Raw genomic sequence first — 13,478 nt, 5'->3', positions numbered from 1 at the left:
GGCAGCAAATAAAAAACCTGCAATGTACTATGATAAAAACAAAAGCCTTGCAAGCATTTACAAGGCTTTATTAAAGTAAAAGTGTTTTATAAACACGCTATTAATCTATTCCATAAATCATTCTACTTTTGAAAGGTTAACCCCGTGTTTTAATAGTACCAACCCCATAGCCAACAACCAAACCACCTTAACATGAAATACAGGTTTGTAAATTTCAAAATTATCGGGTATCAATAAAATAATAAGCATGGCTGCCAACCCCAATACCAGTGTAAACCAACCTAGCCAAGAACTAACTATTTTCCAGCGTAGAAACGCAAAGCCTAAAAGCACCAAACCAACTCCAGAAAATATACGCCCAAACCTAATAAAACAGGTTACATACTGGTTGGTGTACAAGATACCATCCATAAAAGCCTGAATATCTTCTGGCGACTTATCCATGGTTTTACCTACACCCCAAGCTCCAAAATTATAAAAGTACGCTGCTGCAATAGCTAGGGTAAACGTTCCTATTATTACCATTCCTGCACCAGGTAGTATAAGCACCCTATAGGGTTTTCTTGCGGTAACGGAAACTAATGCAAATAAGGCTACACCCATAGTTACCCAACCAAAAATATGTATACGATACATCCAAATCCAATACCACACATTTTTGCCAATGGCATCAAAGTCTGTTGCCACGATGTATTCACCCAAATGGTGAGGTAATAACATCCATCCGCCCCATAACAACACTGCTGCAACAATAAATGACCAACCCGTTACACGGGTTTCAAAATCTTTTTTTAAAACATTCATAATAGTTTATACTTTAGTAGAAAAGCAAGTTATGTTTATATGCTGCCTTATTATGTAACAAAAGTTACACAGACAAAACTTAATATATTGTAACTTGTTCAATTGAAAGTATATGTAATTTATTCCTGTTATTTTGAAAAGAAGGGATTTCGTTAAAAAATCTACCTTAAGTTCGTTTGCTGCCCTAATAGGTGCCGAACTTGTTTTTGGTTCTAAAATGCTTGAAGGTTATAAGCCCCTTGCATTACAGGATACCGACCCATACAAATTATTTAAGAAAAACCCCAATATGGTGGTCTTAAACGACAAGCCATGGAATATTGAGGCCAAAGCGCATCTGTTAGATGATGCCATCACACCCAATTCCAGTATGTTTATTAGAAATAATGGCCTATTACCCGATAATTTAGATGCCGAAAGCTGGACGCTTACTATTGATGGCGAGTCTGTTGCCCAAGAAAAAACATATACTTTACAAGATTTGAAATCGAAGTTTAAACACTATACCTACCAATTGGTTATTGAGTGTGGCGGTAATGGTCGTGCAGAGTTTGATCCACCTGCCAAAGGCAACCAATGGACAGTAGGTGCAGTACATTGTGCGTCGTGGACTGGGGTTAGGTTACGCGATGTACTGAAAGATGCTGGAATTAAAAACAATGCCGTTTATATTGGCTATCATGCTGTAGATAAACATTTAAGCCTAGACCCCAATAAAGAACCCATTTCGCGAGGTTGCCCTATGCATAAAGCCCTACAAAACGAAACGCTTTTGGCTTTTAAAATGAATGGTGAAGCTATTCCTATGGTACACGGCTATCCGTTACGCTTGGTTGCCGGTGGTTGGCCAGCTTCGGTTTCCGGAAAGTGGATTAATAGAATTAGTATTCGAAATCAGGTACACGATGGCCCTAAAATGACCGGTTCTGCATACCGCGTCCCTTGTGAAAGCGTTGCTCCAGGTGAAAAAGTAAGCGATGAGGATATGTGCATTATTGAATCGATGCCTGTGAAATCGTTAATAACCTATCCAAAAAGCGGTGCCATAATCAAAACAGGAAACACCTTAAATATACGAGGTCATGCTTGGGCAGGTGAACTGGAAGTGGCTAAAATGGATTATTCCATAGACTTTGGGTCTACTTGGCATTCCTGTACAGTTGAAAAGCCTGCAAACCGTTTAGCTTGGCAGCATTTCGCTGCAGCCATTACTTTTCCGAAAAACGGTTATTATGAAGTTTGGGCAAGGGCAACCGATTCAAATGGCGTATCGCAACCTATGGTTTTACCGGGTTGGAACCCTAAAGGCTACTTAAATAATGCCTGCCATAGAATAGCTGTAAAAGTAAAGTAAATGACAAAAGACGAGGCCTTTAAAAAGTATATAAAGAAAGTTTACCACCTTATGGTTTTACTCTTTGCCTTGTTTGTTGCTACAGCTGGTGTTTTGGTGTATTACACCATAAACCCAAGTTTCTTTGAATTGAAGCCAGAGCCACGAACGGTTTACACTGAACCTATTGAGGCGGATGAGGATAGAATTGAAAATGGTATTCATGTGCGAACGGGTTTAATTGATGCCGAAGGCTTGATGCTTGTGGTGAATAATTGCACCAATTGCCATTCTGCCAAACTGGTAACGCAAAATAGAATGACCAAAGAACGGTGGAATGCTACAATACAATGGATGCAGGAGACCCAAAACCTTTGGGATTTAGGACGTAATCAAGAGGTGATTGTTAACTATTTGGTTACCAATTATCCACCCGTTTCAAAAGGAAGACGGATGGCATTAACAGATATAGATTGGTATGAATTGGAGAATTAGCAGTATGCTTTTTGCATTTATTTTGGTGAGCTGTTTAAAAAACGAGCCTCAAACTTCAGCTGATGAAAGGTCTCCTTATTTAATTGAAGCTGATGAGTTGCAGCTTGTAATAAATCAGCCCCATATTAAAATTATCGATTTTAGAAAGAGTGAGGTGTATAAAGAGGAGCATATAGCAGGAGCCCTGAATTTATGGCGAAACGATATTGAAGATGCATCGTATGATTATAAAGGCATGATGGCCAGTAAAGCGCATATTGAAAAGCTGTTTGGCAACATGGGGATTAGCCATAACGACACCCTAATAGTTTATGATGATATTGGATTATGTGATGCGTCTAGACTCTGGTGGCTACTCCAAAACTATGATTTTGTTAATGTTAAACTATTACATGGTGGTATTAGTAGTTGGAAATTACAAGGTGGTGCCGTTACAACCAAAATACCCAAAGTTGAGAAAGCCACTTTTAAGTTAGGCGAAAACCCGAGTATGGCATATTATGCAACAAAAGATGAGGTATTGCATAGCCTAACTAAAAACACATTGGTTTTAGATACCCGAACAGCAAATGAATTTACTGGGTTTGAGCAAAAAGTAGGTGCCTTTAAAGCTGGGCGTATACCAAGTAGCATACATATAGATTGGGCTAATGCCATTAACTATAATGGTGATGGGCGCTTTAAGCCTTATAAAGAATTGGAATTAGCTTATAAAACCTTAAACGTAACTAAAGATCATCCTATAATTGTGTATTGCCATAGTGGCGTGCGTTCAGCCCATACCACATTTGTATTAACACAGTTGTTAGGCTACGAAAATGTAAAAAATTATGATGGGTCGTGGACAGAATGGAGTTATTTTGACCATTTACCTTTTGAAACAGATAGTACAACAGAAATAAATTAATAGCCATGGAAAAATATTTAGATGCTTTTGTAAACGCCTTTATGGGAACCGTAGATTGGACCTGGAAGTCCATTATTTTTGAAGTCCCTTGGTACACCAATTATTTTTGGGGGCTTGTAGCAATATCACTAGTCGTTTGGCTATTGGAAATAGCTTTCCCTTGGCGCAAGGAACAGTCTATTTTTAGACGCGATTTTTGGTTGGATGCCTTTTACATGTTTTTTAACTTCTTTATTTTTTCCATTGTAATTAGTGGTTTTTATGAAATATTAGGGTTGTTTTTTGGAGACATTAATATAACCGCAAAAAGTTTAGCGCTTATAGATATGTCCAGTTGGCCACTCTGGACACAACTATTGGTATTTTTTATCATATTGGATTTTGTACAATGGTTTACACATGTGTTATTACACCGCTATCGTTTTTTATGGAAGTTTCATAAAGTGCACCATAGCGTAAAGGAAATGGGATTTGCGGCTCATTTACGCTACCATTGGATGGAAAATGTACTATACAAACCCTTAAAAACTTTTGGCGTTATGATTATTGGTGGGTTTGAACCCGAGCATGCCTATGTGGTCCATTTCATAACTATCGCCATAGGGCACCTTAACCATGCCAACATTAAAATTACCTGGGGACCTTTAAAATACCTTTTTAATAACCCTGTCATGCATTTATACCACCATGCCTACCATTTACCTGAAGGCAAGCATGGTGTTAACTATGGGATTAGCTTAAGCCTTTGGGATTATATTTTTAAAACCAATTACATTCCTGAAGATAGTGGCACCATAGAAATAGGTTTTGAAGGTGATGATGTATTCCCTCATGATTTTATTGGGCAAAATACTTATGGCTTTAAAAAGGGTCAGGATTAATAATTCAAAATCTATTTACCGCAATAAAACAAAGAGCCTCACAAATGTGAGGCTCTTTTCAATCAACCAAAAAACTATTTGCTATTAATCAATCTATTGGTTTGCTATTACACTATAAAACCTTTGACTCTTTATAACACTACAAATTTACAAGGCCTTTACCTGTTATGTTATGACACGCCATGTCCTATGACACCCGATGTCGTATCTTGCCCCTATTTACAAATAACTGTTTTAAATAAATATTTACTACATTTAAGTTGTTAACTCTAAAACTTGAAACACTTTGAAACGCTTAAAAAGAAGCCTTATCCTATGTGTTTTTGCATTAACACTAGTGTATTGTAAAACCCATAAAAATTATGACATCAAGGCCAGTGGCGTTATTCAAGAAAGCGGCATAACCAGTTACCAATATGGCACTCACACTTTGGAAGGCGATACCTTTTATGCCCTAAAAAGTGATAGCATCAATTTGAATGACTACGTGGGCAAATCGGTTACCGTTGAAGGCCAAAGCATTTCAGGCTATCCCGTTGATGGTGGCCCAGAATATCTTTTGGTACTTACAATAACAGAAGACTAAATAGAAAAAGCCTTACTGCAATGGCAAGGCTTTTATTACTAACCAAAAAACTAACACTATCAATCAAATCTTTCTTCTTCATTGATCTTTACAGTACAAAGCTAAAAATAAAGGTGCTGAAGTTTTATGACATGGCATGTCATTGATACTGTATGTGAAAGTAATTTTAAGGAATACTTAATTTTAAGCCCACACTAAAGAACAAGTTTAACATGTTCTCGTTATTCAAATAAGCGATATCAAAATTTACGGGCCCCAAAAGCGAATCGTAAGACAGGGTAGTTCCGCCAGAAAAAAGAAAACTTGTTGTACTGGTATCTATCCAATCGCCATCGGGTGAAAAGAGTTCCTTTAGATAATCATCAGCATCTCCAAAGCCTACAGATCCCAAATTTAGGTATGGTGTAGCATAAATATTGCGTAGCAACTGAATTTGAGCTGCTACACGAGCCGTTATAAATTGCGTGACTATAAGTTCGGAATCACGCAATCCATTAAACCTATGGGAATCGCGCCTGTTTTGCGATAAAAACCCACCTAAATAATATTGTGCTCCAACACCCAACTCCATAAAAGACAGCTCATCAGAATCCATATGATCCATAAAAGTCAATCCAGAATTAACACCACCTACAAGGCTAATAGATTTATTTACTGGCAACCGTTTTTCAAACTTAAGCGTAGTTTTGGTGAACCCATTGGTACTACCATTGGTATTGTACTCATAAAATTGGTCGTACTCTACATCTGCATGATTGTATACCGATCTAGAAAGCCGTGCCATTATAAAAGTCCCTCGGGTTGGAAAGAAAACACGGTCTAAACTATTATGTTGAAAATAGGCACTGACCTCTAAATTTTTATAACTATACCGTCTTAAATCGTATACATTATTGTTTATAGAAGGGTCAAGTTTAGGTTTTATTTTGGTGTATTCGTAATTAAAATCCAACCCCACATAATTATACAGTGTGTGTACGTCTCTATTAAACTGTAAATTCGATTTAAAGAAATTACGCTTAAGCTCATCGCCTTTATTACCAAATGAATAAAAACTCTGTCTGGCTTTTTCGCCAAACAGCTGGGCGCGCCACCACCAGTTTTTAGTATCGCCAATATTCTGTTGGTATTGTGCCCTAAACTTGGGGAGCTCAGCTATATCCAATCCCAATAACAATCTTGAGGAATGCCCTAAAATATTGCGCCCTGTATAGTTTACTACCAAGCCCACACCTTGATTGGTATCGTAATGCAAGGCACCACTTATTTGATTGGGTGACTTTTCGTACCCTGTTAAAATTAATATGTTTTTACCATTTACAACCCGAACCCTATAGGTTAATTGATAAAAAAGCTCGGTTCCCATAGCACGATCAATGGCTTTACGTAAGGCTTTTGAATTATAAGCTGCTTGAGGTTCAAGTGCCATTCTAGCTTTAACCAAGCTTAAATTTTCAGGACTTATGTTTTCGTATGCAATTTCCGTAAACACCATATCGTCCTTCGTATCGGGTAGTTTATGGTCGCGTTGGGGGAAAGGCACAATTTGTTGCGCTAGCTTTTCCAGTTCTGGTAAACTGTTATGGGTAGCAATTAAGCCTTGTTTGTATATATCAACACCACTATTAAAGTCTTGAGTTGAATAGGTTAAATTGGGGTAATGATTTATTAAAACATCACACAGCGCTCTGTTTTCTGGCACCCTTAAATTACTGGTTAGCATAGAGGTTTGAAATAAAATAGTCGCTATATTGTCCAGTTTCTCTATGGGTTCCAGCCCACCACCTACATCGCTACCAATAATAATATCGGCACCCATTTTCTTGGCAATATCTGTAGGGAAATTATTTAAAACACCACCATCTACCAATAAAACATCGGTATACCTAACCGGTTCAAACACACTGGGTATAGACATACTTGCCCTTATAGCCAACAATAGAGAACCCTTAGACATAATCACTTCTTTTCCATTGACCAAATCAGTGGTTACAGCACGAAATGGTATGGATAAATCATCAAAATTAGTAACATCATAAACTGGATATAAAAGAGCCGATAAAAACTCCCTCAAATTTTGATCCTTTAATAAAGCGGCCTTTATTTTAGGCCTGCCGTTAATAACATCAAAATTTACTAAATATCTCCCAAATTCGCTTTTCTCTTCAACACTCACATCGGTTAAGGAGACCTCACCTCCCAATAATTTATCCCAATCTACATTTTGGGTCAGTTGGGCGATACTATCACCAGAGTAACCCGCTGCATACAATCCGCCTATAACACTGCCCATACTCGTACCTACAATTAAATCGGGTACAATGCCTAAACTATCCAGTTTTTGCAATACGGGAATATGCGCAATACCTTTAGCACCTCCACCACTTAACACCAAGGCTACCTTTGGTTTTTTCTCTTGAGAAAACACGCTAAACGATGTCGTAAATAAGGTAAGAAAAATTACAAGAGTTAAACTTGTTTTGGCTGTAAAATATGATGTTAACATAGGTTGCATATCAATATGCTAGTAAAAATAACAATTCATTTAAACTTCTGTAATCAAATAGGAAACTTAAATCTATAATATTTAAATAACATACCAAAACACCATAAAAAAATGACAGATGGCTCCCGCTAAAACAAATACATGCCAAATAACGTGGTTATACGGAATGCGCTCTATGGCATAAAATACAATACCCAAAGTATAAAATAGTCCGCCAGCAAATAACCACAACACCCCTTTAGGACCCAAAACTTCAGATAAGTACGTAAAATCGAAGACCACCAACCAACCCATTGCTAGATACAACACTAGAGATAGAGCCTCATATTTTCCCGTAAAAAACAGTTTTAAGATAAGCCCCAATGCGGCAATGCCCCAAACAATCCAGAACAACAACCAGCCTTTACTTTGCTCCAATAGAATTAAACACACCGGAGAATAGGTTCCTGCAATTAACAGGTAAATACTTATGTGGTCTAAAACCCTAAAATAATGCTTATGCTTCTCACGCTTAATGGCATGATATAAGGTAGAAGCCGAAAATAAAACTATAATAGAAATACCATAAACTACAACACTAAACAGACTGTAAGCCGTTTTATTGGTATTAAAAACAATTAATAGAATTAGTGCTACAATCCCAAGAAATGCAGCAATACCATGGGTTCCTGCATTAAGTTGTTCCTCTAATGGAGTTTGTTGGCGCATTAGGGCTTTTTATTATCGTATATCCATTTTTGTGTAAGTTCTAAAAAGTCAAAATCTAAAGCTGATTTTTGAGGCTCTAGTGTTCCGCCAATAAAGTTGCGTTGCAAAACATCTTCAATTAAATAATCTTCCTTGTTGTTATAAGGGTCAAACTCCTCTTTAAGAGAGATATCAAACAAATTGGCCGTACTGTTAAACCAAAAAGCACGCCAACCACTTCGCAATTCTTTTATTAGCTCAAAAGCTGTTTGCCCGGTTTGTCTATGAATGAGTTTAACCAATATCTGTCCTTCGGTTCGCGTGAGTTTTTTTAACTCTTCGGAAAACTCCTCTTCAATATACTTTTGAATCATTTTCATATACTTGCGCTTTTCACTTTGCTTTTCCAAAGTCTTTAAACGCTCATTTAACGATTCTAAACGCTCTGCTGCCAGTTTAGCATAAGGATACACCTTAATGGTTTTTCTTCTAATAATTAAGTAGCGTCTTCGGTCTTCCTTACTATCAAATTTTAGTTTGTGAAGTAACGTAACCTCATCTAAATTAATAGCCGACTGCGGTATGGAGTCGCCTTCTATTATTATATAATATGTATCTGTTGAATCTTGTTCCTGCTCATTAACTTGAGCAAACAAAAAGCACGGAAACAACAGAAATATAAATGCAATTTTATTCATGTAACAATGGGCAACTAAAATTGTTCCAAAAGTGATTGTAAAATTAATAATTTACATGAGCATAAACCTTAAAATCGTATTAATATTATTATTTTAGTCCAAAATATTGAAACATGGCAAATAAGAGTGTACTTAATAAAAAATCGATAGACTTTTTAGAAAAATATTTAAATAATGCATCTCCAACAGGTTACGAATGGGAAGGTCAGAAAATTTGGATGGACTATTTAAAACCTTATGTAGATGAATTTATTACGGACACTTACGGAACCGCTGTTGGTGTTATAAACCCTAATGCGAAATACAAAGTTGTAATAGAAGGTCATGCCGACGAAATTTCGTGGTATGTAAATTACATTTCTGACAACGGTTTAATTTATGTGATTAGAAATGGTGGTAGCGACCATCAAATCGCACCGAGTAAAGTGGTTAACATCCATACCAAAAAGGGCCTTGTTAAGGGGGTATTTGGTTGGCCTGCTATCCATACCCGAAATAGGGCCAAAGAAGAAGCACCTAAACCTGATAATATTACTATAGACATAGGTGCAAAAGACAAAGATGAAGTCGAAAAAATGGGGGTACATGTAGGCTGTGTAATTACCTATCCAGACGAATTTCATATTCTCAATAAAGACAAATTTGTTTGTCGGGCTTTAGATAACCGAATGGGTGGCTTTATGATTGCTGAAGTAGCGCGTTTGCTTCATGAAAACAAAAAGAAATTACCATTTGGATTATACATAACAAATTCTGTGCAGGAAGAAATTGGCTTACGTGGTGCCGAAATGATAACCCAAACCATTAAACCCAACGTGGCGATAGTTACCGATGTAACTCACGATACTACGACGCCTATGATTGAAAAGAAAAAAGAAGGGCATTTGGAATTGGGTCTTGGTCCTGTTGTGGCCTATGCACCTGCAGTGCAACAAAAACTTCGCGATCTAATTACCGATACAGCTGAAGAAAAAAAGATACCATTTCAGCGTTCGGCATTATCACGAGCTACCGGAACCGATACCGATGCTTTTGCCTATAGTAATGGTGGTGTAGCCTCGGCATTAATTTCATTGCCATTACGCTATATGCATACAACTGTAGAAATGGTACACAAGGATGATGTAGAAAACGTTATCCGTTTAATTTATGAAACCTTACTCAAAATTAAAGATGGGGAAACATTCTCATATTTTAAATAATGGAATTCCCGCTTATGCGGGATTCTTTTTTTGACTATGGACGAACGTATTGACATTGTTGACAAAAATGGGGAACCTACTGGACAGACAGCCTTAAAATCTGAAATCCATTCCAAGGGGTTTTACCACAATACAGCCCATGTGTGGTTATATACAGCAACTGGAGACATACTATTGGCACAACGTGCTGCAAGTAAAGCTATTTGCCCATTACTTTGGGATGTATCGGTTGCTGGACATGTTGATGCTGGAGAAACTATAATAGAAGCGGCCATTCGCGAAACCCAAGAAGAAATTGGCTTAACCCTTAATGAATCTGAATTACATAAAATTGGTGTTTTTCCCTGTTTTCAATCTTATGATAATAGTATTGTCGATAATGAGTTTCACCATACTTTTATAGCTCAACTGCAAACACCTATTAGTCAGCTAAAACCCCAACAAGGTGAAGTTGAAGCCATAAAACTATTACGTATTTCAGAATGCTTGAAAGCCATGGAAACGAGTGATTACAATAACCATTTTATTTCCAGTAATAGGCCTTATTATGAGTTTGTGTTTCATACCATATTGCAATTAACCTCATGATTTTTTCAATATTTACAGCCTAATTATGAATTTACTCCTTCTTGCCATAGCCCCTATTTGTGTTATTATATTATATATTTATCTGAATGATAAGTATGATAAAGAGCCCAAGCTCCTACTCTTTTACTGCTTTATGTTTGGCGGTTTTGTAAGTATAATTATCACCACCATTTTGTATATGATGTTTGATTATGTATTTACTCTAGATAAGCAAGACATTATCCAGCAATTTATAAGAGCCTTCTTTGTAGTTGGTTTTACCGAGGAGTTCAGTAAATACATTATAGTTCGGTATTATGCGCAAACCAAGGAGGCCTTTAACGAACCTTTTGACGGCATTATCTATGCGGTTATGGTATCCATGGGTTTTGCAGCAACAGAGAATATATTTTATGTATTAGAAGGCGGTTACGAGATTGCCATTTTACGTGCTTTTACCGCCATACCAGCCCATGCCACTTTTGCCATTCTTATGGGATATTATATGGGGCAAGCCAAGTTTTCCAAAAATCGAGTACAACTGAACTTAACAGGACTTTTGTTGGCCATTGTCTTCCATGGTGCTTACGATTTCTTTTTGTTTATCGATTTTGTACCAGGGGTTTGGGTCGGTGCATTTGTGTCTTTAATTGTAGGGATTATTCTATCTAGAAATGCCATTAAGGCCCACCAAATCAATTCGCATTTGCGCCAAAAATTATAGTTTAACAAAACCTGATTTTCTTCATATAATCTTAATTAGGAGAGTTGTAATTTTACCCGTATTTTTAAACCATCAAAAAAAAACGAATCTAGTATTCGTTTCGTATTACAATAATTAAATTTTTATTCATGACCTATAAAACTATTGTTAATGGCGATTTGACATTTGATATTAATCAAGACGCGCTCAATCAATTCGACGCCATTAAAATTTCAGATTCCCAGTTTCATGTTTTAAATCATAACGAAACCTTTAATGCCAAAATAGCCAAAAGTAATTTTAACAAGAAAACCTATACCGTTACTGTTAATAACAACACCTATGATGTTGCTATAATGAGCGATCTGGATATCTTGATTAAAGATATGGGCTTCGAGGTTGGTGCAGCCAAACGTGTAAACGATGTAAAAGCACCTATGCCTGGTTTAATACTTGAAATAAGTGTAAAAGAAGGACAAGAAGTAAAAGAAGACGATCCGATAATCATTCTTGAAGCCATGAAAATGGAAAATGTAATAACAGCACCAAGAGATGCCGTTATAAAACATATTGCAGTAAAGAATGGACATGCCGTAGATAAAAACCAACTCTTAATAGAATTAGAATAGAATGAAAAAGATACTTGTCGCCAACCGAGGTGAAATTGCTATTCGTGTTATGCGAACAGCCAAGAAAATGGGCATTAAAACGGTTGCCGTGTATTCTACAGCCGATAGACATGCACCGCATGTTAAGTATGCCGATGAAGCGGTATTGTTGGGAGAAGCCCCTTCAAGCCAATCGTATTTAAGAGCCGATAAAATTATTGAAGCTTGTAAAGATTTAGATGTGGATGCCATACATCCGGGTTATGGGTTTTTAAGTGAAAATGCCGAGTTTGCCGAGTTATGTGAAAAAAACAACATTGTTTTTATTGGTCCACGCTCTAAAGCTATTCGTGTTATGGGTAGTAAATTGGCAGCTAAAGAAACCGTAAAAGCATACAATATTCCTATGGTACCTGGTATTGATGAAGCCATTACCGATGTTGCTAAAGCCAAACAAATTGCTTTAGAAATTGGTTTTCCCATTTTAATAAAAGCATCAGCTGGTGGTGGCGGAAAAGGCATGCGCGTTGTTGAAAAGGAAAGCGATTTAGAATCGCAAATGGAACGTGCCATTAGCGAAGCGACTTCGGCTTTTGGTGATGGTTCCGTATTTATCGAAAAATATGTAAGCTCGCCTCGCCATATTGAAATTCAGGTTATGGCAGACGACCATGGTAATGTCCTTCATTTTTTTGAACGCGAGTGTAGTATTCAACGGCGTCACCAAAAAGTAGTTGAAGAAGCACCTTCTTCGGTATTAACACCTGAATTACGCGAGAAAATGGGAGAAGCAGCCATTAATGTAGCACGCTCTTGTGATTACATTGGTGCTGGAACGGTTGAGTTTTTATTGGATGATCAGTATAATTTCTATTTTCTGGAAATGAATACTCGCTTACAGGTTGAGCATCCTGTTTCTGAGATTATAGCTGGCGTTGACTTAGTTGAGCTTCAAATACGTGTGGCTCGTGGTGAAGCACTACAGATACAACAAGAAGACCTGAAAATTCACGGACATGCTTTAGAACTACGTGTATATGCCGAAGACCCTTTAAACAATTTTTTACCTAGCGTGGGCACTCTGGAAATCTATAAGCTTCCTGTTGGAAAAGGTATTCGCGTGGATAATGGTTTTGAGGAAGGTATGGAGGTTCCTATTTATTACGATCCTATGCTTTCAAAACTCATCACCCATGGCAAAACACGAGAAGAAGCCATTCAACTTATGATTCAAGCCATAGATAATTATATGGTAAAAGGTGTAGAAACCACCTTGCCATTTGGCAGGTATGTTTGCGAACATGAAGCGTTTAGGTCTGGACATTTTGATACACACTTTGTAAAAAAATACTATTCGCCTGAAGCTTTACTGGATGACCAAAAACAAGAAGCTGAAATAGCTGCCCATATTGCCCTTAAGCAATATTTAGAAGACAAAAAACTATTACGCTTACCAAAGCATTAAATCCTTAAGATATTTCAAACAGCAATAGACTTTATA

General features: G+C 37.1%; 14 protein-coding genes. 10 read left to right on the top strand and 4 right to left on the bottom strand.

Annotation, left to right across the window (positions count from 1 at the left end; all coding sequences use genetic code 11):
* Positions 1–117: 117 nt before the first annotated feature.
* Positions 118–804 carry a hypothetical protein gene (locus K7G76_RS06920; protein WP_223033429.1) on the bottom strand — a complete coding sequence of 229 codons (687 nt, stop codon included), beginning with the start codon at positions 802–804 and terminating at the stop codon, positions 118–120.
* A 133-nt stretch (positions 805–937) separates the two neighbouring features.
* Here K7G76_RS06920 and K7G76_RS06915 point away from each other — a divergent pair, with 133 nt between their 5' ends.
* The 5 genes from K7G76_RS06915 (at position 938) to K7G76_RS06895 (ending at position 5,006) form a co-directional block, all read left to right on the top strand.
* The gene (locus K7G76_RS06915; RefSeq protein ID WP_223033428.1) at positions 938–2,158 is read left to right on the top strand and encodes a sulfite oxidase; all 1,221 of its coding nucleotides are present in this window, start codon (positions 938–940) and stop codon (positions 2,156–2,158) included.
* The gene (locus K7G76_RS06910; protein ID WP_223033427.1) at positions 2,159–2,632 is read left to right on the top strand and encodes a monoheme cytochrome C; all 474 of its coding nucleotides are present in this window, start codon (positions 2,159–2,161) and stop codon (positions 2,630–2,632) included. It begins immediately after the preceding gene.
* Positions 2,616–3,539 carry a sulfurtransferase gene (locus K7G76_RS06905; protein WP_223033426.1) on the top strand — a complete coding sequence of 308 codons (924 nt, stop codon included), beginning with the start codon at positions 2,616–2,618 and terminating at the stop codon, positions 3,537–3,539. The genes K7G76_RS06910 and K7G76_RS06905 overlap by 17 nt, the downstream gene beginning before the upstream one ends.
* A gap of 5 nt (positions 3,540–3,544) precedes the next feature.
* Entirely contained in the window at positions 3,545–4,420 is an 876-nt protein-coding gene (locus K7G76_RS06900; RefSeq protein ID WP_223033425.1) for a sterol desaturase family protein, read from the top strand.
* A 286-nt stretch (positions 4,421–4,706) separates the two neighbouring features.
* Positions 4,707–5,006: a hypothetical protein gene (locus K7G76_RS06895; RefSeq protein ID WP_223033424.1), complete on the top strand. Its 300-nt coding sequence runs from the start codon at positions 4,707–4,709 to the stop codon at positions 5,004–5,006.
* 166 nt (positions 5,007–5,172) lie between these two features.
* Here the strand turns inward: K7G76_RS06895 and K7G76_RS06890 are convergent, their stop codons facing one another.
* The 3 genes from K7G76_RS06890 to K7G76_RS06880 form a co-directional block, all read right to left on the bottom strand.
* Positions 5,173–7,521: a patatin-like phospholipase family protein gene (locus K7G76_RS06890; protein WP_255572932.1), complete on the bottom strand. Its 2,349-nt coding sequence runs from the start codon at positions 7,519–7,521 to the stop codon at positions 5,173–5,175.
* A gap of 72 nt (positions 7,522–7,593) precedes the next feature.
* Complete coding sequence (gene trhA, locus K7G76_RS06885; protein ID WP_223033423.1) at positions 7,594–8,220, bottom strand: PAQR family membrane homeostasis protein TrhA; 627 nt, start codon at positions 8,218–8,220, stop codon at positions 7,594–7,596.
* Positions 8,220–8,897 (bottom strand): DUF4294 domain-containing protein, encoded by a 678-nt coding sequence (locus K7G76_RS06880; protein ID WP_223033422.1) that lies wholly within the window; start codon positions 8,895–8,897, stop codon positions 8,220–8,222. The genes trhA and K7G76_RS06880 overlap by 1 nt, the downstream gene beginning before the upstream one ends.
* Positions 8,898–9,010: 113 nt before the next feature.
* On the opposite strand from K7G76_RS06880, the gene K7G76_RS06875 reads away from it, so the two are divergent.
* The 5 genes from K7G76_RS06875 to accC all read left to right on the top strand — a co-directional run bounded on the left by K7G76_RS06875 (position 9,011) and on the right by accC (position 13,442).
* Complete coding sequence (locus tag K7G76_RS06875) at positions 9,011–10,099, top strand: M42 family metallopeptidase (RefSeq protein ID WP_223033421.1); 1,089 nt, start codon at positions 9,011–9,013, stop codon at positions 10,097–10,099.
* A gap of 36 nt (positions 10,100–10,135) precedes the next feature.
* Entirely contained in the window at positions 10,136–10,687 is a 552-nt protein-coding gene (locus K7G76_RS06870) for an NUDIX hydrolase (protein WP_223033420.1), read from the top strand.
* 25 nt (positions 10,688–10,712) lie between these two features.
* Positions 10,713–11,390: a PrsW family intramembrane metalloprotease gene (locus K7G76_RS06865; protein WP_223033419.1), complete on the top strand. Its 678-nt coding sequence runs from the start codon at positions 10,713–10,715 to the stop codon at positions 11,388–11,390.
* A 128-nt stretch (positions 11,391–11,518) separates the two neighbouring features.
* Positions 11,519–11,998: an acetyl-CoA carboxylase biotin carboxyl carrier protein subunit gene (locus K7G76_RS06860; protein ID WP_223033418.1), complete on the top strand. Its 480-nt coding sequence runs from the start codon at positions 11,519–11,521 to the stop codon at positions 11,996–11,998.
* 1 nt (position 11,999) lies between these two features.
* Positions 12,000–13,442, top strand: a complete 1,443-nt coding sequence (gene accC, locus K7G76_RS06855; RefSeq protein ID WP_223033417.1) for an acetyl-CoA carboxylase biotin carboxylase subunit — start codon at positions 12,000–12,002, stop codon at positions 13,440–13,442.
* Positions 13,443–13,478 lie beyond the last annotated feature (36 nt).

Source organism: Hanstruepera marina, assembly GCF_019880635.1.
Classification (GTDB): domain Bacteria; phylum Bacteroidota; class Bacteroidia; order Flavobacteriales; family Flavobacteriaceae; genus Hanstruepera; species Hanstruepera marina.
The sequence above is the reverse complement of the archived record's forward strand: the minus strand, read 5'-3'. Positions and strand labels throughout refer to the sequence as shown.